General features: G+C 72.8%; 15 protein-coding genes and 2 pseudogenes. 9 read left to right on the forward strand and 8 right to left on the reverse strand.

Translation table 11 applies throughout. The annotated features are described in order from the left end of the window. The first annotated feature begins 454 nt into the window (after positions 1–454). A complete protein-coding gene (locus IE242_RS08280) occupies positions 455–1,414 on the forward strand; it encodes a TIGR03885 family FMN-dependent LLM class oxidoreductase (protein ID WP_189856901.1) in 960 nt (319 codons plus the stop codon). Further along, positions 1,411–3,417 (forward strand): glycoside hydrolase family 15 protein, encoded by a 2,007-nt coding sequence (locus IE242_RS08285; protein ID WP_229858473.1) that lies wholly within the window; start codon positions 1,411–1,413, stop codon positions 3,415–3,417. Before IE242_RS08280 ends, IE242_RS08285 begins: the two co-directional genes overlap by 4 nt. A gap of 119 nt (positions 3,418–3,536) precedes the next feature. On the opposite strand, the gene IE242_RS08290 is transcribed toward IE242_RS08285, so the two are convergent. Beyond that, positions 3,537–4,736: a CaiB/BaiF CoA transferase family protein gene (locus tag IE242_RS08290; protein ID WP_189856903.1), complete on the reverse strand. Its 1,200-nt coding sequence runs from the start codon at positions 4,734–4,736 to the stop codon at positions 3,537–3,539. A 207-nt stretch (positions 4,737–4,943) separates the two neighbouring features. On the opposite strand from IE242_RS08290, the gene IE242_RS08295 reads away from it, so the two are divergent. Continuing rightward, positions 4,944–8,003 (forward strand): AfsR/SARP family transcriptional regulator, encoded by a 3,060-nt coding sequence (locus IE242_RS08295; RefSeq protein ID WP_189856905.1) that lies wholly within the window; start codon positions 4,944–4,946, stop codon positions 8,001–8,003. Between the two features lie 454 nt (positions 8,004–8,457). On the opposite strand, the gene IE242_RS08300 is transcribed toward IE242_RS08295, so the two are convergent. Then, entirely contained in the window at positions 8,458–8,646 is a 189-nt protein-coding gene (locus IE242_RS08300) for a hypothetical protein (RefSeq protein ID WP_229858476.1), read from the reverse strand. A 208-nt stretch (positions 8,647–8,854) separates the two neighbouring features. Between IE242_RS08300 and IE242_RS08305 the strand changes: the two genes are divergently transcribed. The 3 genes from IE242_RS08305 (at position 8,855) to IE242_RS08315 (ending at position 12,928) form a co-directional block, all read left to right on the forward strand. Further along, positions 8,855–9,673 carry a lipase family protein gene (locus IE242_RS08305; protein ID WP_189856909.1) on the forward strand — a complete coding sequence of 273 codons (819 nt, stop codon included), beginning with the start codon at positions 8,855–8,857 and terminating at the stop codon, positions 9,671–9,673. 587 nt (positions 9,674–10,260) lie between these two features. Next, the gene (locus tag IE242_RS08310; RefSeq protein WP_189856911.1) at positions 10,261–11,190 is read left to right on the forward strand and encodes an AurF N-oxygenase family protein; all 930 of its coding nucleotides are present in this window, start codon (positions 10,261–10,263) and stop codon (positions 11,188–11,190) included. A gap of 76 nt (positions 11,191–11,266) precedes the next feature. Beyond that, on the forward strand, positions 11,267–12,928 hold the full coding sequence (locus tag IE242_RS08315) for an FAD-dependent oxidoreductase (RefSeq protein WP_189856913.1): 1,662 nt from the start codon (positions 11,267–11,269) through the stop codon (positions 12,926–12,928). 60 nt (positions 12,929–12,988) lie between these two features. On the opposite strand, the gene IE242_RS08320 is transcribed toward IE242_RS08315, so the two are convergent. From IE242_RS08320 to IE242_RS39110, 4 genes and pseudogenes are all read right to left on the reverse strand, one after another. Then, positions 12,989–13,189: a hypothetical protein gene (locus IE242_RS08320; protein WP_189856915.1), complete on the reverse strand. Its 201-nt coding sequence runs from the start codon at positions 13,187–13,189 to the stop codon at positions 12,989–12,991. A gap of 153 nt (positions 13,190–13,342) precedes the next feature. Beyond that, positions 13,343–13,552, reverse strand: coding sequence for a hypothetical protein (locus IE242_RS08325; protein WP_189857555.1), 210 nt, complete (start codon positions 13,550–13,552; stop codon positions 13,343–13,345). A 172-nt stretch (positions 13,553–13,724) separates the two neighbouring features. After that, positions 13,725–14,084 (reverse strand): annotated as a pseudogene (locus IE242_RS39105) (substrate-binding domain-containing protein); the annotation flags it as partial. A 188-nt stretch (positions 14,085–14,272) separates the two neighbouring features. Next, a pseudogene (locus IE242_RS39110) lies at positions 14,273–14,485 on the reverse strand (LacI family DNA-binding transcriptional regulator); the annotation flags it as partial. Here IE242_RS39110 and IE242_RS08335 point away from each other — a divergent pair. Beyond that, the gene (locus IE242_RS08335; protein WP_189856917.1) at positions 14,484–14,837 is read left to right on the forward strand and encodes a DUF1330 domain-containing protein; all 354 of its coding nucleotides are present in this window, start codon (positions 14,484–14,486) and stop codon (positions 14,835–14,837) included. The pseudogene IE242_RS39110 and the gene IE242_RS08335 overlap by 2 nt on opposite strands. A gap of 35 nt (positions 14,838–14,872) precedes the next feature. On the opposite strand, the gene IE242_RS37455 is transcribed toward IE242_RS08335, so the two are convergent. Both IE242_RS37455 and IE242_RS37460 read right to left on the reverse strand, forming a co-directional pair. Further along, on the reverse strand, positions 14,873–15,316 hold the full coding sequence (locus tag IE242_RS37455) for a sulfotransferase (RefSeq protein ID WP_229858478.1): 444 nt from the start codon (positions 15,314–15,316) through the stop codon (positions 14,873–14,875). After that, positions 15,271–15,780, reverse strand: coding sequence for a sulfotransferase (locus tag IE242_RS37460; RefSeq protein ID WP_229858480.1), 510 nt, complete (start codon positions 15,778–15,780; stop codon positions 15,271–15,273). The genes IE242_RS37455 and IE242_RS37460 overlap by 46 nt, the downstream gene beginning before the upstream one ends. Positions 15,781–16,328: 548 nt before the next feature. Here IE242_RS37460 and IE242_RS08345 point away from each other — a divergent pair. Together IE242_RS08345 and IE242_RS08350 are read left to right on the forward strand one after the other, a co-directional pair. Continuing rightward, entirely contained in the window at positions 16,329–16,604 is a 276-nt protein-coding gene (locus IE242_RS08345; RefSeq protein WP_189856919.1) for an acyl carrier protein, read from the forward strand. Further along, positions 16,601–17,827 carry a beta-ketoacyl-[acyl-carrier-protein] synthase family protein gene (locus tag IE242_RS08350; RefSeq protein ID WP_189856921.1) on the forward strand — a complete coding sequence of 409 codons (1,227 nt, stop codon included), beginning with the start codon at positions 16,601–16,603 and terminating at the stop codon, positions 17,825–17,827. The genes IE242_RS08345 and IE242_RS08350 overlap by 4 nt, the downstream gene beginning before the upstream one ends. Positions 17,828–17,860: the final 33 nt, after the last annotated feature.

Raw genomic sequence — 17,860 nt, forward strand, 5'->3', positions numbered from 1 at the left:
CCCTTACCCCCGGTGTCCGGCGCTCCGGGCCGACCGCCCGGCATCGATGGCACCGAGTCCACCACCTGGGTGGTTGATGGGCAGCCCTGCCCGGACGGCCGGTCAAGGAAGGCGACGGCCGCGGAGGGGGCCCTCCGCGTCTTCGCGTAGCGGGCACGGGGATTGATTGGCGAGTGCTTCGGCCTCGCCAATCAATCGGTGGACGGCCCCGGCCGGGTCATACGGCCCGGACGGCCCGCCGACCCGGCTGACCCTGTCGGCCCGGACGGCCCGACTGACCCGGTCGACCCGAACGGCCTGCCGACCCGTACGGATCAACTCCGCACGCCGCGCACGGCCGGCTGTCCGACCCTGGAGGAGGGCGTACCGAGCGCCTCCGCCCGGTACGCAGTGGAGCAGGGCAGTGGGGGAAGGGCAGTGGAGCAGGGGGAAGGGCAGCGGAGAAGGGCATCTGATGACCGCGTACGGCTACCACGCCTCGCACGAGCAGTTCCCTCCGTCCGAGCTGCTCGCCCTGGTCCGGGCCGCGCAGGACGCGGGCTTCGCCACCGGTATGTGCTCGGACCACTTCGCGCCCTGGAGCGCGCGGCAGGGCCACTCCGGGCACGCCTGGGCCTGGCTCGGCTCGGCCCTGGCGGCGACCGGGCTGCCGATGGGCGTGGTCACCTCGCCGGGGCAGCGTTACCACCCGGCGGTGCTGGCGCAGGCGGCCGGGACGCTGGCGCAGATGCACCCGGGCAGGCTGTGGGTGGCCCTGGGCACCGGTCAGGCGCTCAACGAGCACATCACGGGGGATGTGTGGCCCGCGAAGGAGGTGCGCAACCAGCGCCTCGAGGAGTGCGTGAACATCATGCGCGCCCTGTTCGCGGGCGAGACCGTGTCGCACGACGGGCTGGTGCGCGTGGACCGGGCCCGGCTGTGGTCACTGCCCGAACGGCCGCCGATCCTGCTGGCCGCGGCGATCACCCCGGCGACCGCCGCCTGGGCGGCCGGCTGGGCCGACGGGCTCGCCACCGTCAACCAGCCGGACGACGCCCAGCGGGAGACCCTCGCCGCCTACCGTGACGCGGGCGGCCGCGGCCCCGCCGTACTGCAGGCGCACCTCTCCTGGGCGCCGACCCGTGAGGCCGCGTTGGAGGCCGCGCACGACCAGTGGCGCGAGGCAGTCCTCGGGTCGGACGTGGGCTGGGAGATTCCGCTGCCCGAGCACTTCGAGCAGGCGGCGGCGATGCTCCCACCGGACTGCGTGGAGCCGTACGTCCATGTCTCCGACGAGGTGGGGCGCCACACCGAGTGGCTGGCCCGGCAGGGCGCGTACGGCTTCGACGAAGTGATGCTGCACCAGGTCGGGCGGGATCAGGCGAGGTTCGTCGAGGTGTTCGGCAGTACGGTGCTCCCGGAGCTCAACTCGTGACCGGGGCGGCGGACGCCGGTCCGCCGCTCGGCGGGCTCGCGTTCCTCTCCGACTGCCGCACCGCCGCGCTGATCGGCCCGGACGGTGCCGTCGAGTGGATGTGCGTGCCCCGCTTCGACTCCCCCAGTGTCTTCGCCCGGCTGCTCGACCGGCGCGCGGGCGGCGCCTGGGAGCTGACCGTCGACTCCGGATCCGGAGGGCCGCCCGAGCAGCGCTACGCCGGTGACAACTTCGTCCTGGAGAGCCGCTGGACCACACCGTCCGGCACGGCCGTGGCCCACGACTTCCTCGCCGTACGCCCGGCGGCGGGCGACGACCCCCGCGGCATCCTGCCCGGCGGTGCCCTGGTGCGTCTGGTGCGCTGCGAGCGCGGCCGTGTCACGGTCCGCCACCGCGTCGACGCCCGGCCCGACTACGCCCGGCGCGGAGCACGGTGGACCCGGGACGGCGACGCCCTGGTGGAGGAGGACGCCGGGATGAGGATCACCGCCGCAAGGGGCGGGAACGCAGACGGGAGCGGGAACGCAGACGGGAGCGGGAACGGGAGAGGGAGCGGGAACGGGGGAAGCCTGCTGCGGACGGCGGAGGACGGTGAGGTCCTCGCGGAGGTCACCCTCCACGAAGGCGGCACGCTCGCCGTGGCACTCGCCCGCTGCGGGGAGGAGCACGGCACACCGGACGCCCGGGACGCGGCCGGAATGCTGGAGGAGACGCTGGACGCCTGGCGGACCTGGTCCTCCTCCAGCCACCACCACCCGTACCGGGGATACGGCGCGGCACAGGTGCGGCGCAGCGCGCTCGTGCTGCGGGGCCTGATGTACAGCGGTGCCGATGCCGGCGGGAGCATCGGGGGTGTCAACGGCTCGCTCCTCGCCGCCCCCACGACCTCGCTGCCGGAGTGGCCGGGCGGCGAGCGCAACTGGGACTACCGCTACGTATGGCACCGGGACGCCGCGCTCATCGTGATCGTCCTGCTGCGCCTGGGGCATCCCGCCGAGGCGGGCGCCTATCTCCGCGCCCTGCTGCGGCACTGCACCGCGTCGCACGGTGTGCTCACGCCGATGCTGGACCTCGACGGCTCCACGGGATCCCCCGAGCGGACCCTCGGCCACCTCGACGGCTACCTCGGCTCGCGGCCGGTGCGCCACGGCAACAGCGCCCATGAGCAGCGGCAGCTCGATGTGTACGGGCAGGTGCTGGACGCCGCGCTCGTGTACCAGCAGGTGGCCGGCGAGGAGGGGGGCGGGCTGGACCGGGACGAGCTGGACGCGCTGTTCTCGGCCGTCGACACGGCGTGCGACGAGTGGCACGAACCGGACCACGGCATCTGGGAGATCAGGAACCGGCCCCGGCACTGGACGAGTTCGAAGCTGTACGTCTGGGTCTGCGTGGACCGTGGCATCCGGCTGGCCGAGCTCACCGGTGACCCGCCGCCGCAGTACGAGACCTGGCGCGACGTACGGGAGCAGATCCGCGAGTCGCTGCTGACCGAGGGGTACGACGCCGCGGCGGGCGCCTTCACGCAGTCGTACGGCTCCGGCAACCTCGACGCGTCCCTGCTGCGCCTCTCCCTGCTGGGGTTCCTCCCGGGGGACGATCCCCGGGTGATGTCGACCATCGACCGCATCGACGCGGAGCTGGGCGAGAACGGCTGGCTGGTGCACCGGTACGACCCGGAGGCCACCGATGACGGCATCGAGGGCCCGGAGGGCGGCTTTCTGCTCTGCTCCTTCGACATGGTGTCGGCGCTGGTGCTGGCGGGGCGCACGGAAGAGGCGGGGCGGCGGTTCGAGGAACTCTGCGCGCGGGCGGGCCGCTTCGGTCTGTTCTCCGAGGAGATGACCGCGGACGGGACCATGCTGGGAAACTATCCGCAGGCCTTCACCCACCTCGGCCTGATCGAGGCGGCGATGAACCTGGACGCCGCCGGGGACGAGGAGGCGCTCCACGCCTGGGCGCACCGGTCGGGGCTCGGCCGGAACGACCGGGACCCCCGCGCCTGACGACGGGGCGCGCTCAGGCATCGAGGCCGAGCCGCCGAGACCACCGTGGCCGCCGAGACCGCCGAGACCACCGTGAACGCGGACGGCGTCGAGCGCCCGGGCGGCGGCCCGGCCGCTCCTCAGATGATCTTCTCTGCGCGCAGGCCGGCTATCTCCGCGGGGCCGTAGCCGAGCCCGGTCAGGACCGCCTCGGTGTGCTCGCCGAGGGCGGGCACCGCGCCCATCCGCACGCCGACACCCACGAGGTCCACGGGAGGCCGCAGTGCGGACACCTCCTGTCCGCCGGGCAGGGGCACCGGGCGCCAGCGGTCCCGGGCGTCGAGGACCGGGTGGGCCAGGAACTCCTCGACGGTGTTGACACCGGCGTTGGCGATCCCCGCCTCGTCCAGGAGGCGCATGGCCTCGCCGCTCTCCAGCCGCGCGAACCGCCGGGCGATGGCCGCGTCCAGTTCCGCGCGGTGGGCCACGCGGTCGGAGCCGGTGGCGAAGCGCGGGTCGCCGACGAGGCCGGGGTCGCCGAGGAACCGCGAGCACAGGGCGGCCCATTCGCGTTCGTTCTGGACGGAGATCAGGACGTCCCTGCCGTCCGCCGCCGTATAGGTGCCGTAGGGCGCGATGGTCGCGTGCCGGGTGCCGACGCGTGGCGGCTGCCGGCCGCCGTACCGGGTGTAGTGGGCGGGCTGGCCCATCCATTCGGCCAGGGCCTCGAACAGGGACACCTCCACCGCGCGGGCGACACCCGTGGTGGCGCGGGTGAACAGGGCGGTCAGGGTGCCGGAGTAGGCGTACATCCCGGCCGCGATGTCGGCGACGGACACCCCCACGCGCGCGGGTTCCTCCGGGGTGCCCGTCAGCGAGACCAGTCCGGTCTGGCACTGCACGAGCATGTCGTACGCCTTGCGGTGGGCCCACGGGCCGGTGGAGCCGTATCCGGTGACGGAACACGTGATCAGGCGCGGGAAGCGCTCCGCCAGGGCCTCCGCGCCCAGGCCCAGCCGGGCGGCGGCGCCCGGTGCCAGGTTCTGCACGAACACGTCGGCCTCGCGCAGCAGACGCTCCATGACCTTCAGCCCCTGACCGGACTTGAGGTCCAGGGTCACCGACTCCTTCCCCCGGTTGAGCCAGACGAAGTAACTGGACTCGCCGTGCACCGTGGTGTCGTAGCGGCGGGCGAAGTCCCCTCCCCCCGGGCGCTCGATCTTGATCACCCTGGCTCCGAGGTCGGCGAGCTGGCGGGTGGCGAAGGGGGCCGCCACCGCCTGTTCGGTACTGACGACGGTGATGCCGGAGAGCGGTGATTCCTCGGTCGGCTGCGGCAACGGTGGCCTCCGGATGCGGTCGGGGCGGCGCGGGTGCTTCAACTCGCGCCGAGTGCGCGGCGGTTGGATTCTGTGCTGTTCGCTTCCCTACCCGCACCGGGGAGCACCACATTGCCATATCGGTCGCCGAGGATTTGATCCGACGGCCCTCTCACGACGGTTGCGGGTAGCCTGGACGGCAGTCGCTCCACCGTCGGGGGAGGGGTGATGGGCGATCAGTCTGCGTCGCAGACGCTGCGTTTCCAGCTGCTCGGGCCACTGCGGGCCTGGCGGAACGGCACGGAAGTGGACCTCGGTCAGCTGCAGCAGCGGGTCCTGCTGGCCGTGTTCCTGCTGAACACCGACCGGTCACTGAGTCAGAGACAGCTGATGAGTGCGGTGTGGGGCTCGGCACCACCGGCCCGTGCGGTGAACCTGCTGCAGCGGCACGCCTCCGGGCTGCGCCGGGTCCTCGAACCGGACCGGCCGCCCCGCGCCCCGTCCCGGCTCCTCGTCTGGACGGACTCCGGCTACCGGCTGACCGTGCCCGCCGACCGTCTGGACCTGCACGCCTTCGAGGACGAGGTGGGACGCGCCCGTGCCGCGCGCACCGCCGGGGACCTGCCCACCGCCGCCGAGGCGCTGCACGCGGCGCTCGGGCGGTGGCACGGCGAACTCTGCGAGGGGCTGGCCGGGCCACTGGTGGACGCCGAGCGGCACCGGCTGCAGGAGCTGCGGCTCAAAGTGCTCGAAGAGCGCATCGAGGCGGACCTGGCCCTCCGTGATCCCTTCGACCTGGTGGGCGAGTTACGGCGGCTGGTGGCCGATCATCCGACCCGGGAGAGCCTGCACGGCCTGCTCATGCTGGCGCTGCACCGGGCCGGGTACCAGGCCGAGGCGCTGGCGGCCTTCCGTGCGGCGCGCCGGCTCGTGCGCGAGGAACTGGGGACCGAGCCCACCCACCGGCTGCAGCGGCTGCACGAGCGGATCCTGTCCGCCGACCCGGCACTCGACGTACCGCACACGGGCCCGCCCGTGCTCCCGGCCGCCTCTGCCGCTTCTGCCGCTTCTGCTGCTTCCATCGGCTCCATCGGCTCCATCGGCCAGACCGGCCCCGTCCGCCCTGCCGGTCCCTCAGATCCCTCAGATCCCACTGGCCCTATCGGTGCTGCCAGTCCCGCTGGCCCCGCCAGTCCCGCTGCTCCCGCCGTCTCCGAGACCGCGGTGGGTTCCGGGCCGCTCGGCGCCGACCCGCCCCCGTACCACCCCGTGGTCCCGGCGCAGTTGCCGCACTCGATGCCCGACCTCGTGGGCCGGGACGACGTGCTGGCCCGGCTCGACGCGCTCCTCCCCGGGGACGAGGACGGCACCCGTGAAGCCGCGGTGATCATCGCGATCGGGGGGACGGCCGGCGTGGGCAAGACGGCTCTGGCCGTCCACTGGGCGTACCGGATACGGGACCGGTTCCCGGACGGGCAGCTGTACGTCAATCTGCGCGGGTTCGATCCGACCGGACCGCCGATGGACCCCGCGGAAGTGCTCCGCGGGGTCCTCGACGCCCTCGCGATGCCCTCGGAGGAGGTCCCGCTCGCCCCCGAGGGCCAGACGGCCCTCTACCGGAGTCTGCTGGCGGGCCGCCGCATGCTGATCGTGCTCGACAACGCCCGCGACGCCGAGCAGGTACGACCGCTGCTGCCCGGCTCCCCCACCTGCCTCGTCGTGGTGACCAGCCGTAACGAGCTCACCGGTCTGGTGGCCACCGAGGGCGCCCATCCGGTGCCGGTCGACCTCCTCTCCCCCGACGACGCTCGGGAGATGCTGGCCCGCCGTATCGGCCGGCGGGAGGTCGAGGCGAACCAGGAGGCGGTGGACGCCATCATCGCCTCGTGTGCGCGGCTGCCGCTCGCCCTGGCCATCGTGGCGGCACGGGCCGCGCTGCGTCCCGGGTTCCCCCTCGCCGCGCTGGCCAAGGAGCTGCACGGCGTCGACGGCGGGCTCGGCTCCCTGTACGGCGGGGACGAGGCGACCAACATCCGGGCGGTGTTCTCCTGGTCCTACCAGCGGCTCAGCCCGCCCGCGGCACGGCTGTTCCGGCTGCTGGGGCTGCATCCCGCCCCGGACATCGGGGCGCCGGCGGCGGTCGCGCTGGCCGGCGTGCCGTTGGATCAGGGTCAGCCGCTGCTGGCCGAGCTGTCGCGACTGCAGCTGATCACGGAGTGGGCACCCGGCCGCTACGGCCGCCATGACCTGCTACGGGCCTACGCCGCGGAACTCGCCCGCGGCCACGACACGGCCGCCGACCGCGACGCGGCGCTGCACCGCATGCTCGACCACTATCTGCACACCGCCTACCAGGCCAGTCTGCTGCTCAACCCGCACCGGGACGATCCCATCGAACTGACGGCCGACGCCACGGTCACCGTCGAGCGCTTCCCGGACCACCAGCGGGCGCTGGAGTGGTTCTCCACCGAGCACGCGGTCCTGCTCGCCGTCATCCAGCAGGCCGCCGGCAGCCGTATCGACGCGGACGTCTGGCAGCTGGCCTGGACCCTCACGCCCTTCTGCGACCGGCGCGGTCACTGGCACGACGCGGCCCAGGCCCACCGTACGGCGCTGGAGGCCGCGCGGCGCCAGTCCAGCACCCGGGGTCAGGCCGTGGTCCACGGATGCCTGGCGTACGCGTACATGCGGCTGCGCGACTACACCGAGGTGCACCGCCACGTCCAGCGGGCCCTCGCCCTCTTCCGGGAGCTCGGCGACGCCGTCGGCCAGGCCCACGCACACCGGACGCTGGCCTGGGCGCTCGACCAGCAGCACCGCTACCGGGAGGCTCTCGACCAGGCGCGACGGGCCCTGGAGCTCTTCGAGACAGCCGGTCACGGCACCGGTCAGGCACGGGCGCTCAACGCCGTCGGCTGGTTCCACTCCCAGCTCGGGAACCACCGGCAGGGGCTGTCCCACTGCCGGCGCGCCCTCCGGCTGCAGGAGGAGCTGGGCGACCGGTTCCACCAGGCCGACACCTGGGACAGCCTCGGCTACGTCCACGGGCAGCTCGGCCAGTACGAGGAGGCGGTCGCGTGCTACCAGCGGGCTCTCGAGGTCTACCGCGAGTCCGGGGACCGGTACAACCAGGCCGACACCCTGCGCTCCCTCGGCGATCTCCAGCACATGACCGGCGACTGCCGGGCGGCCCGCACCAGCTGGCGGCGGGCCCTGGCGATCCTCAACGAGCTGGGCCATCCGGACGCCCTTCAGGTACGTGTGAAGCTGGCGGCCCTGCCGGTGTGAGGCCCGGGGCGGGAGCCGGTCACGTCCACCGCCGACCTGCTGTCCACCGTCACCCGCGCCCGCCGCATCACCCGCACCGCCACCCTCCCCACCGAACCCAGGCAGCCGGCCGCATCCTCCAGGAGGACCCGGAGGACCTCACCCGGGAACTGGGCGCCCGGCACGACGCCTTCACCGGCCGGCAGCGCGACGACCTGCAGACGGTCTTCCGCGTCGCCGCCGAGTCCCGCACCGGCCTCCCCCAGGACCGGTCGAAGACGCTGAGCACCCGATCCCCCGAGTGCACCGCGGACGGCTGGCGCCCGAGGGCTCGGCCTGAGCGAGCCGGTGGAGTCCGTTCAGCGCATGCTCCACGAGCCGGCGGAACGAGGGCTCGTCTTCCTGGACGGCCCTGCGGCCCTTGCTCTCGCCGTCCCCGCACGCCGGGGAGGGTGAGGGCGCCCCTGGGTCTGCCCTAGGCAGCCGCCTTCGGGCGGGGCACGATCATGAACCTGTCGCCGCGGGCGCTGTACACGACGTGCACGTCCTCGCCCGCCGCGTTACGGCTCGCCGCCTCGGCGTCCAGCCGCGGCAACGACTGCGGGTCCCCCGCGGGCAGCCAGCGGCGCTCCGCGTCCCGCTCCAGAGCTGCAACGCCCCCCATGTCCATGTCCTTCTTCCGTCGTCGAGGTGATCGGCCCGCATGCCGTGAACGCCGGGGCCGAGCGGATTCCACGACTCATGGTGCCCGCCGGAACCGCACAACTCGTTGCAGCAGCCGTTGCAGCGCCCGCTGCAACCGGCTCTGCAACGCGTGCACGCACGATGAGACGGACCGGCACCAGAACGGCCGACAACGGGGGAAGAGCAGCATGACGCACAACACCGCGCCCGCCGCCCTGGAATGGCGTGACCGTGCCCGGGCGGTCGTCCAGGACCTGACCGCCCTGGCCCGCACCGCCACCCAGCTGCCCCACGCGCCGGGGTACCGACACCGCCCCGAGACGATCACCGTCCCGCCACCGGCGCCCTCGTCGCGGCAGTCGGGCCCCGTCCGCCCCACGCACACTCCCGTGCTGCTGGTCCACGGCTACCTGACCACCGAGCAGTGCTGGACGCCACTGCTGCGCCGACTGCACCGGGCGGGCTTCCGCGACACGAGCTGCCTGCGCTACAACACCCTCACCACCGGCATCCCGCAGATCGCCGCCGCCCTCACCGACGCGGCCCGGGCAGCCATGGACCGCACCGCGTCCGGCAACGTCCACCTCATCGGCTACAGCCTCGGCGGCCTGGCCGTCCGCTACGCCGTCCAGCACCTCGGCCTGGACACCGGCACCCGGACCGCCGTCACCATCGCCACACCCCACCACGGCAGTCCGTGGGCCAAGGCCGCACCCGGGATCGCAGCCCCCCAGATGCGCCCCGGCTCCACCCTCCTGACCACACTGCCCGACCTGGCCGCCGGCCACCCGGTGCGGTGGCTGCTCGTACACAGCGACAGCGACCCGGTCGTGCCGGCCGGCAGCGCCACCGCCGGCCGCTCCCCGGACGCCGTCCACGTGCCCGGATGCGGACACCTGGGCCTGGTGACGGATCCGCGTACGGCGGAAGTGGTGACGGCCCACCTGTGCCACGCCGAGACCGACGCCGTCACCGTGGTTCCCCGGCCGCTCCACGACGCGGCGTGAGCACCGGGACCGACGTGTCCGCCGCGTGCCCCGCGCCACGCCTGGTGGACGGCGAGAGCTGTCGTGACGGTGGTCGCCAGGACCGGCGTCCACAGCCGTACGTTCCTGCCCCGCTCCCGCGCCGTACGCCGCCTGCCGGGCCACGGACTGCGGGGTTCCCGCTCCTCCAGAGGCTCCGACATCGCGACCGCCCACGGGTGCCGACCGGGGCGGGGACACGAGCCGCCGGCACGACGAGTGCGGTGGTCGCGACGCCCATGGCCACCGTGCCGATCCACAGCGACCAGGCGGCCCGCGCCCGCGCGGACCGCTGCGCCCTGCCCGCGGCCCGCCCCGCCGGTCCACGCAGTCCCCGACCGTACCGAACCAAGTGACCGTCTCCGCGCGGGAGTTAGGGAATGACAGGAGCGACCGGTGCCGCCCGCGCCTGATCCCTACCGGGGGGTAGGCCGACAGCGGCCGCTTGTTATACATTCCGTCTAACAACGATCGGCGGCGTCCTGGGAGACGTCCCGACCAGCGTGCCGTTCCACGGGAGCCGGCCCAGCACACCGCACGGCAGTCACTCGAACTGAGGAGTTGGGAGCATGGCAAGCAGCACGACCCGGCCGGACGTTCAGGGAAGCCAGGCCCAGGGGGGCGCTCAGGGCCCCGGTGTCGCCCGGCGACTGCTCGACTCGTCCGCGACGCTGTCCTACGACCCGCTGACGGAAGTGGACTGGGAGACGCCGCTGGACAAGGACTTCCACGGTGCGAGCCCGGAGTGGTGCACGCTGTTCGGCACCGCGTACTGGAACGAGATGACCGAGGTCCAGCGCAGGGAGCTGACCCGGCAGGAGGCCGCGTCGGTCGCGTGCACCGGCATATGGTTCGAAATGATCCTCCAGCAGCTGATCCTGCGGGACGTCTACGCCAAGGACGCGAGCGATGACACGGTCCAGTGGGCCCTCACCGAGATAGCCGACGAGTGCCGCCACTCGATCATGTTCGCCCGTGGCGCCAGGAAGCTCGGCGCCCCCGCGTACCGCCCGCGGCGCCTGGCCGTCGAACTGGGCCGCGCCTTCAAGACCGTCGCGTTCGGCGAGGCCGCCTACGCGGCGATCCTGGTCGCCGAAGAGGTCCTGGACGTCATGCAGCGCGACTGGATGCGCGACGAGCGCGTCGTCCCGTTCGTGCGCACCATCAACAACATCCATGTCGTCGAGGAGTCCCGGCACATGAAGTTCGCCCGCGAGGAGATGCGCCGGCATCTGGAGAAGGCGGGACCGGTCCGCCGCAACATCCACGCCTTCGTGATCGCGGTGGCCGCGTACGTGATCGTCACCAGCATGGTGAACAAGAAGGTGTACGCCAACGCCGGCCTGGACGAGGAGCGCGCGCTCGCCGAGGCCCGGGCCAATGAGCACCACAAGGCGATGCTGCGCTCCAGCTGCGCCGGCCTCATGGACTTCCTGGCCTCCTGCCGGCTGCTCACCAGGCCGGCCCTGGCGTTCTACCAGCGCGCCCACCTGATCTGAGCCCTTTCCGCCGCGTCGCGGAGCAGGACAGGACAGAGCAGGACAGGACAGAGCAGGACGGACCAGAGCGGACACCATGACCTACGCCATCACCCAGACCTGTTGCAGCGACGCCACCTGCGTCGCCGTCTGCCCGGTCAACTGCATCCACCCCACTCCGGAGGAACGTTCCTTCAGGGGCACGGAGATGCTGTACATCGACCCGAGGGCCTGCATCGACTGCGGCGCCTGCGCCGACGCCTGCCCGGTGGACGCGATCTTCCCCGCCGACACGCTCACCGGCCCCCGGAAGGCGTACGTCGACATCAACGCCGCGTACTACGCGGACACCGAGCCCGCCGAGGTCACCGACGACAGCCCGAACTTCCACCCCTGGGACAGACCGACGTTCGAGCGCACCCTGCCCGCCGACTTCCGCCCGCTCCGCGTCGCGGTCGTCGGCACCGGCCCGGCCGGTATGTACACCGCCGAGGACCTGCTCCTGCACACGGGCGCCGAGGTCACGTTGATCGACCGGCTCCCGGTGGCCGGGGGCCTCGTACGGTACGGCGTGGCACCCGACCACCCCGCGACCAGGAAGGTCGGCGACACGTTCGCCCGGCTGCACGGCCATCCACGGGTACGGATGCTGCTCGGGCTGCGGGTCGGCGAGGACGTCACCGTCGAGGAACTCGCCGCGCACCACGACGCCGTCGTGTACGCGGTGGGCGCGGCCGACGGCAGGCGGCTGGGCGTCGACGGTGAGGACCTCGCCGGGAGCCTGTCCGCCAGTACGTTCGTCGCCTGGTACAACGCCCACCCCGACGTCGCCCCCGACGCGATCGACCTCTCGGCGGAGCGCGTCGTCGTGGTCGGCAACGGCAACGTCGCCCTCGACGTGGCCCGCATCCTGGTCATGGACCCCGAGGAACTGGCCGGCACCGACATCGCCGGCCACGCGCTCCGGGCGCTGCGCGGCAGCAACGTGCGCGAGGTCGTCCTGCTCGGGCGCCGCGGCCCCGAGGACGCGTCCTGCACCCGCCCCGAACTGCTCGCCCTCACCCAGCTGCCGGGCGTGGACCTGGTCGTCGACGACCACGACCCCCGGACCGGTGCGGCGATCGACGCGGCCGGCCCGCACGACAAGGCCGCCCTGCTGCGCGACGTCACCCGGGCGGAGGTCGACTGGTCGGCCCCGCCGCCCGCGGGCCGCCGTATCGTCTTCCGCTTCCACTCCGCGCCCGTGGAAGTGCTCGCCGGGGACGCCGCCGGGGCCGTCCGGGCGGTACGGGTCTCCGGGCCCGCCGGCACGGAGGACGTCGACATCCCCACCGGAATGCTGCTCAAGGCGATCGGCTACCGGGGGACTCCCGTTCCGGGGCTGCCGTTCGACGAGGCCGCAGGAACGATTCCGCACACACACGGCCGAGTCACGGGACAGCCGGGCGCGTACGTCGTGGGGTGGATCAAGCGCGGACCCTCCGGCGGCATCGGCGCCAACCGTGCCTGCGCCGCCGAGACGGTCGGGACGCTGCTCGCCGACGCCGTGGACGGCGCGTTGCCGACGCCCGGCGGGTCGTCGAGGTCGTTCCGGCGTCTGGTACGGCGCCGCAACCGCGATGTGGTCGACGCGCGCGGGCTCGCCGCCATCGAGCGGGCCGAGCTGGCGCGCGGCCGTGGTGACCGCGGGCCGCGGGCCAGGCTGGCCACCGTGCCCGAGCTCGTCGCGGCCTCGAAGCGACGACGGCTCCTGCCCTGACCGTGCCCGCTCCGAGCACACTTGGCCCGTGCGCCCGGAGCTGCACCGTCACTCAACGGACTACGAGAAGTTCTGGGCCAACTGTCCGAGGCCGTTGAGGACCCCCCGACCGAAGTCGGTCGGGGCGATCAGTATCCCCAGCACTACGGCGATGATCACGACCACCAACTGGTCCCATCGGTTCCGTGACTTGACCGGGCGGAACAACAGCAGGAGGAGGATGACGGCCAGCAGCAGCGCCAGGTTGATGGTCAGATCCATGGTCAGGACCTCCCGTCGGACGGCCACCCTGGCTTTCTGTCTAGCGCGAAAGCGCCAGTACCGCTTCCGACGGACCGGGAGTTGGCGACAAAATACCTATTTGGCTCGATTTAACCGGCCAGTTGCCGATGGCCCCCCGAAGGAAGCCCGCCGTCACTGGCCGGCCCGCGAGACGCCTTCGGCGAGTTGGCTCAGGACGTCGAGGATCCCCTGACCGAGATCGGTCGAGGCGAGCAGCAGTCCCAAGGTGATCGCTATGACCACGCTCAATTGCTCGTCCCTTCGGCTCCGGGCCTCCGTACGGCGACGCAACCGCAGGAAGACGATGACGGCCAACAGCAACGCCAGGTTGATGGTCAGCACCATGGGCCAGGACCTCCCGTCGGGCCACGCCCGTCCTGGTTGATGAAAGCAGGAACGTTCACCCGGCTTTCTTGTTTAGCGCGGAACCACCACAACCGCGCCCACGCGGCTCAGGGGTTGGCGGCAAAGTGCCCATCTGGCTTGATTCGGCGGCCGCCGGGCGCCCACCGGCTCAACCCCCGCTGCTCTCCCGCACCATGAGGCGATGCCCGGCCACATGGCCCCGCGGCGGCCCCGGCTCCGGCCCTGGCTCATCGATGCGCTCCAGCAGCAGGGACACCGCCGTACGCGCGATCTCCCCCTTGTCCGGAGCGACCGTGGTCAGGCTCGGCACGCTGAAGCGCGACGCCTCGATGTCGTCGAACCCCACCACGTCGAGATCCCCGGGCACCGCACGGCCGCCCTCGGGCAACGCGGCAGCAGGGACAGCAGGCTGAGGATGACGCCGTCGCAGAACTGCGCGTCGAAGCCGTGCCGCGCGGCCAGTTCGCGCTCGCGCACCGCCCCGGTCTGGTGGAGCAGTACGGTGCGCCCGCGCCGGTCGGCCTCCGTCATCACGTACTTGGCCAGCTCGGCGAAGTAGGCGACGTCGAGTTCCGGCACGGCCAGGGTGATCACACCGGTACGGCCCTGGCGGAGCCGGCGGCCGGCGATGTCGACGCGGTAGCCGAGCGCGTCGATCGCCTCCCGGACGGCGGCGCGGGTCCGCTCCGACACGTGCGCGAAGTCGTTGACCACGTTGGAGACGGTCCTCGGGGACACGCCCGCGTACTCCGCGACGTCCTTCATGCTCGGCCTGGCCGCCACGCCGTCCCCCTTCCGCCCCCTGGACCGTAGCGAGCGGTTACCTCGCGGGTAATCGACCCGCTCCCCGGTCTCCAGCAGGGTGGTGGCCGTACACCACGGAGGAAACGGAAGACCAGGAGCAGACATGCCTGCCTACGCCCTCGCCAATCTCCGCCCGCCGGCCCGCCTCGACGAGGACGTCCTGACCTACATGGAGCGCATCCAGGCGACCCTGGACCCCTTCGGGGGGCGCTTCCTGGTCCACGGGGCGCCCGAACGGGACGTGATGGAGGGCACCTGGCCCCAGGCGCTCGTCGTCATCGCCTTCCCGTCGCTGGCCGAGGCCCGCGACTGGTACGCCTCCCCGGGCTACCAGGACATACTGCCCCTGCGCACCCGGCACATGGCCGGCGACGTCCTGTTCGTCGACGGTGTGGCCCCCGGCTACGATCCGGCCGCCACGGCCGCCGCGATCCGCGCCGCGCAGACCGCCGCCTGACCCGTCCGGCCGTCGCCCGGCCGGGAAGCCACGCCTCAGTACCCCCACGCCTTCGCGATCACCCGTGTCCTCGCCGACAGACTCTCGCTGCCCGGGTGCGGCCGGCCCGGCTGGACCCGGCCGGAGAGGATCTTCTCGCTGCGGTCGCCCAGGTTGGGCGGCAGGGGCCCCTGGTGCTGGGCGCCGTAGTCGAGCATGGCCGCCTCCCACGGCACGTCCAGCCAGTCGCAGATGCCGCGGGTGACCTTCTCCGGATCGGTGGTGAGGTCCTTGTGGCGCACGGTGTGACGCAGCGCCGGGTCCAGCGCACGGCGTGCCTCTTCCAGGGGGAGCAGGTACTTGAGCGCGTTGCGCTCGTTGGCCTCGGCCGTGGCGGTGTTGCCCTTGCGGTTGTTCAACGAGCTGACGATGCCCGCCGGATGGCGGTGCAGGATCAGGAAGCGGGCCCCCGCGGCCAGGCGTACCGGAGCCGCTCCCACACCCAGACGTTGCCGGGTGTCTTGTCCACGAGGACGTCCTTGGCGCTGCGCTCCAGTTCCCGGTGCAGGACCCGGTCCCAGAGCAGATGCTCCAGCTCCGTCCTGTCGAGGTCGAGTTCCCTCATGGACCGCTCGGAGAATCCCGGTGTCAGCCCGACCTCCACACTGCGCAGATGCGATTCGTGCGGGGCGCGGATCCGGGAATGGCTGTCGAGCAGCATACGGAGCAGCGTGGAACCGGAGCGGACCGGGGCGAGCACGAAGACGGGGTTCTCGACCAGCCTCGGGGCACGCGGCACGGTCGTCTCGACCGCCACCGTCTTCTTCGGCGGCCGACGCCCGGGCGCGGCGGCCCGGTCCTCCGGAGGGCGCGCGGAGTCCGCGCGGCCGGTGCGCCGGGGCGGCCGCAGCGCCTCCTTGAGGAGGCGGCCTCGTCGCCGTACATCGGTGTTCAAGGTTCCCACACGCAACTCCTCGCCTTTGCCTCGCGGGGATTCCGCCCCGGGAACCCATGCCTGGGCTGTGTGTTTTCCTGACCTCGGATGAAAATCGGCGCTCCGCGCGCGAACGCAGGTCCAGTAATTCGGTCCCGCGTACGGGCCGCTCCGGTGGAACCGCTCACCGGGTCACCTGAACGTGCCATGGGCCGGCCTCCTCAGTAACTGCGTCTCCGTCATGGTCGTTGGCCGCTGAGTGTGCGGAATCAATTGAGCATCGAAAGGGCGCCCGTTGGAGGTGGCCGGCCTCCGTCGGGGCGACGGCGGGTGCGAGCGGGCGGACAGCCGTCGCGCGGCAGCGTCCCGTCCGGGCAGGACGAGCCCTCGGGCCCGCATCCGCATCGCGCGTGACGGCTCGCCCGCGCAGTCGTCACGCGGTACGGGGAGCCGCCGCCGACCGCGGGGGGAGCACCGCTCACGGGATGAGCACCGCTCACGGCGGACGTACCGCCGGACAGGAAGACAGACAGGACCGCACCGGCACCCGGTGCGGCGACGAGAGATCGGAGAGCTGCATGGACCTCGCGCGTCGGGATGTCGTGGAGGCGCTGCACCCTCTGTGTGCGCAGGTGATGTCGGTGCCGCTGGAGTCGGTGGTGCCGGAGGCGCGGCTGGTGGCCGACCTCGGAGCCGACAGCCTGGACGTCACCGAACTGGAAGCGGCCGTCGAGGAGCTGTTCGGGGTGTCCTTGGGGGCCGCGTCGACGGCCGGGGTGGCCACGGTCGGCGACGTGGCGGACCTCATCGTCAGGCAGCGCGCCGTGGACAGCCGGAGGCAGGCCGTCGCATGAGGCGCCACGATGCGGTCGCGGTGACGGGCCTGGGCGTACGGTGTGCCGCGGGAGCTACTACAGGGGCCCTGTGGGACACCCTCCTGCGGGCCCGTCCCACGGCGTCGCTGCACGCGTTCGACGGCGAGGGCGGCGTCGGCGGCCACGGCGCCCTTGTCCACGTAGCGTGTCCCCTGCCCGGTTTCGATCCCGGGAGCCATCTGACCGCGAAGGAGATCCGGCGGACGGACCGGTCCGTTCAGCTGGCCGTGTGCGCTGCCGCGGACGCCGTCCGGGACGCGGGCGGGCTGGACGCCCCGCCGCTGCGGCGGGCGGTGATCACCGGCACCGGCTACGGCGGAGTGGTCACCCAGGAGAGCGGGATCGGGCACCCGACCGCGCTGTACGCGCCCCGGCTGATGCACAACGCGGGCGCGTACTGGATCAGCGCCCGGCACGACATCACGGGACCCAGTTTCACGATCTCGACGGCGTGCGCCTCCGGCACCCACGCGGTGGGCGAGGCGCTGCACATGATCCGGGCGGGTGGCGCCGACGTGGTGGTGGCCGGAGGGCACGAGAGCCCTCTGACCCCGACGACCGCGCTGGCGTTCGGCCGGGCCGGGGCGATGGTCACCGGATGCGACGATCCGGCGGGCGCGTCACGGCCGTTCGACGCCGGCCGGCGGGGCTTCGTCCTCGCCGAGGCGGCGGCGTTCCTGGTGCTGGAACGGCTGGATGCCGCCCGCGCGCGGGGGGCACGGATCCACGCCGTGCTGAGCGGATACGGGCGCACCTCCGACGCCCACCACCTCACGGCCCCGCATCCCGACGGCGCCGGCGCACGGGCCTGCATGGAGCTGGCGCTCGCCGACGCCGGCCGCCCCGCGGCCGCGGTCACCCACGTCAACGCGCACGGCACCGGTACCGACCTCAACGACGTCGCCGAGGCACGGGCCATCAACGCCGTGTTCGGTACGGCCGCGGTGCCCGTCACCGCCCCCAAGTCGGTGACGGGGCATGCGCTGGGGGCGGCGGGCGCTCTGGAGGCCGTGATCGCGGTGTTGTCCGTACGTGAGGGACTGGCGCCTCCGACCGCCAACCTCACGCACCTCGACCCACGGTGCGAACTGGACGTGATCACCGCGGAGCCCCGCAAGCTCCCGGACGGCCCCGTGATCAGCAACAGTTTCGCCTTCGGAGGCCACAACGCCTGCGTCGTGTTCGACTCCCCCTACGGCTGACACCACGGCTGACCGCGGCCGACCACAGAAGAT

The sequence above is a fragment of the Streptomyces poonensis genome, from assembly GCF_014650915.1.
Taxonomy (GTDB): Bacteria; Actinomycetota; Actinomycetes; order Streptomycetales; family Streptomycetaceae; genus Streptomyces; species Streptomyces poonensis.

Excerpts from the sequence above, each read along its gene's own strand:
- IE242_RS08320 (WP_189856915.1), bottom strand. The coding sequence starts at position 13,189 with ATGGATCTGACCATCAACCTGGCGCTGCTGCTGGCCGTCATCCTCCTC.
- IE242_RS08310 (WP_189856911.1), top strand. The coding sequence starts at position 10,261 with ATGGCAAGCAGCACGACCCGGCCGGACGTTCAGGGAAGCCAGGCCCAG.
- IE242_RS08345 (WP_189856919.1), top strand. The coding sequence starts at position 16,329 with ATGGACCTCGCGCGTCGGGATGTCGTGGAGGCGCTGCACCCTCTGTGT.
- IE242_RS08315 (WP_189856913.1), top strand. The coding sequence starts at position 11,267 with ATGACCTACGCCATCACCCAGACCTGTTGCAGCGACGCCACCTGCGTC.
- IE242_RS08350 (WP_189856921.1), top strand. The coding sequence starts at position 16,601 with ATGAGGCGCCACGATGCGGTCGCGGTGACGGGCCTGGGCGTACGGTGT.
- IE242_RS08300 (WP_229858476.1), bottom strand. The coding sequence starts at position 8,646 with ATGGGGGGCGTTGCAGCTCTGGAGCGGGACGCGGAGCGCCGCTGGCTG.
- IE242_RS08295 (WP_189856905.1), top strand. The coding sequence starts at position 4,944 with ATGGGCGATCAGTCTGCGTCGCAGACGCTGCGTTTCCAGCTGCTCGGG.
- IE242_RS08280 (WP_189856901.1), top strand. The coding sequence starts at position 455 with ATGACCGCGTACGGCTACCACGCCTCGCACGAGCAGTTCCCTCCGTCC.
- IE242_RS08335 (WP_189856917.1), top strand. The coding sequence starts at position 14,484 with ATGCCTGCCTACGCCCTCGCCAATCTCCGCCCGCCGGCCCGCCTCGAC.
- IE242_RS08305 (WP_189856909.1), top strand. The coding sequence starts at position 8,855 with ATGACGCACAACACCGCGCCCGCCGCCCTGGAATGGCGTGACCGTGCC.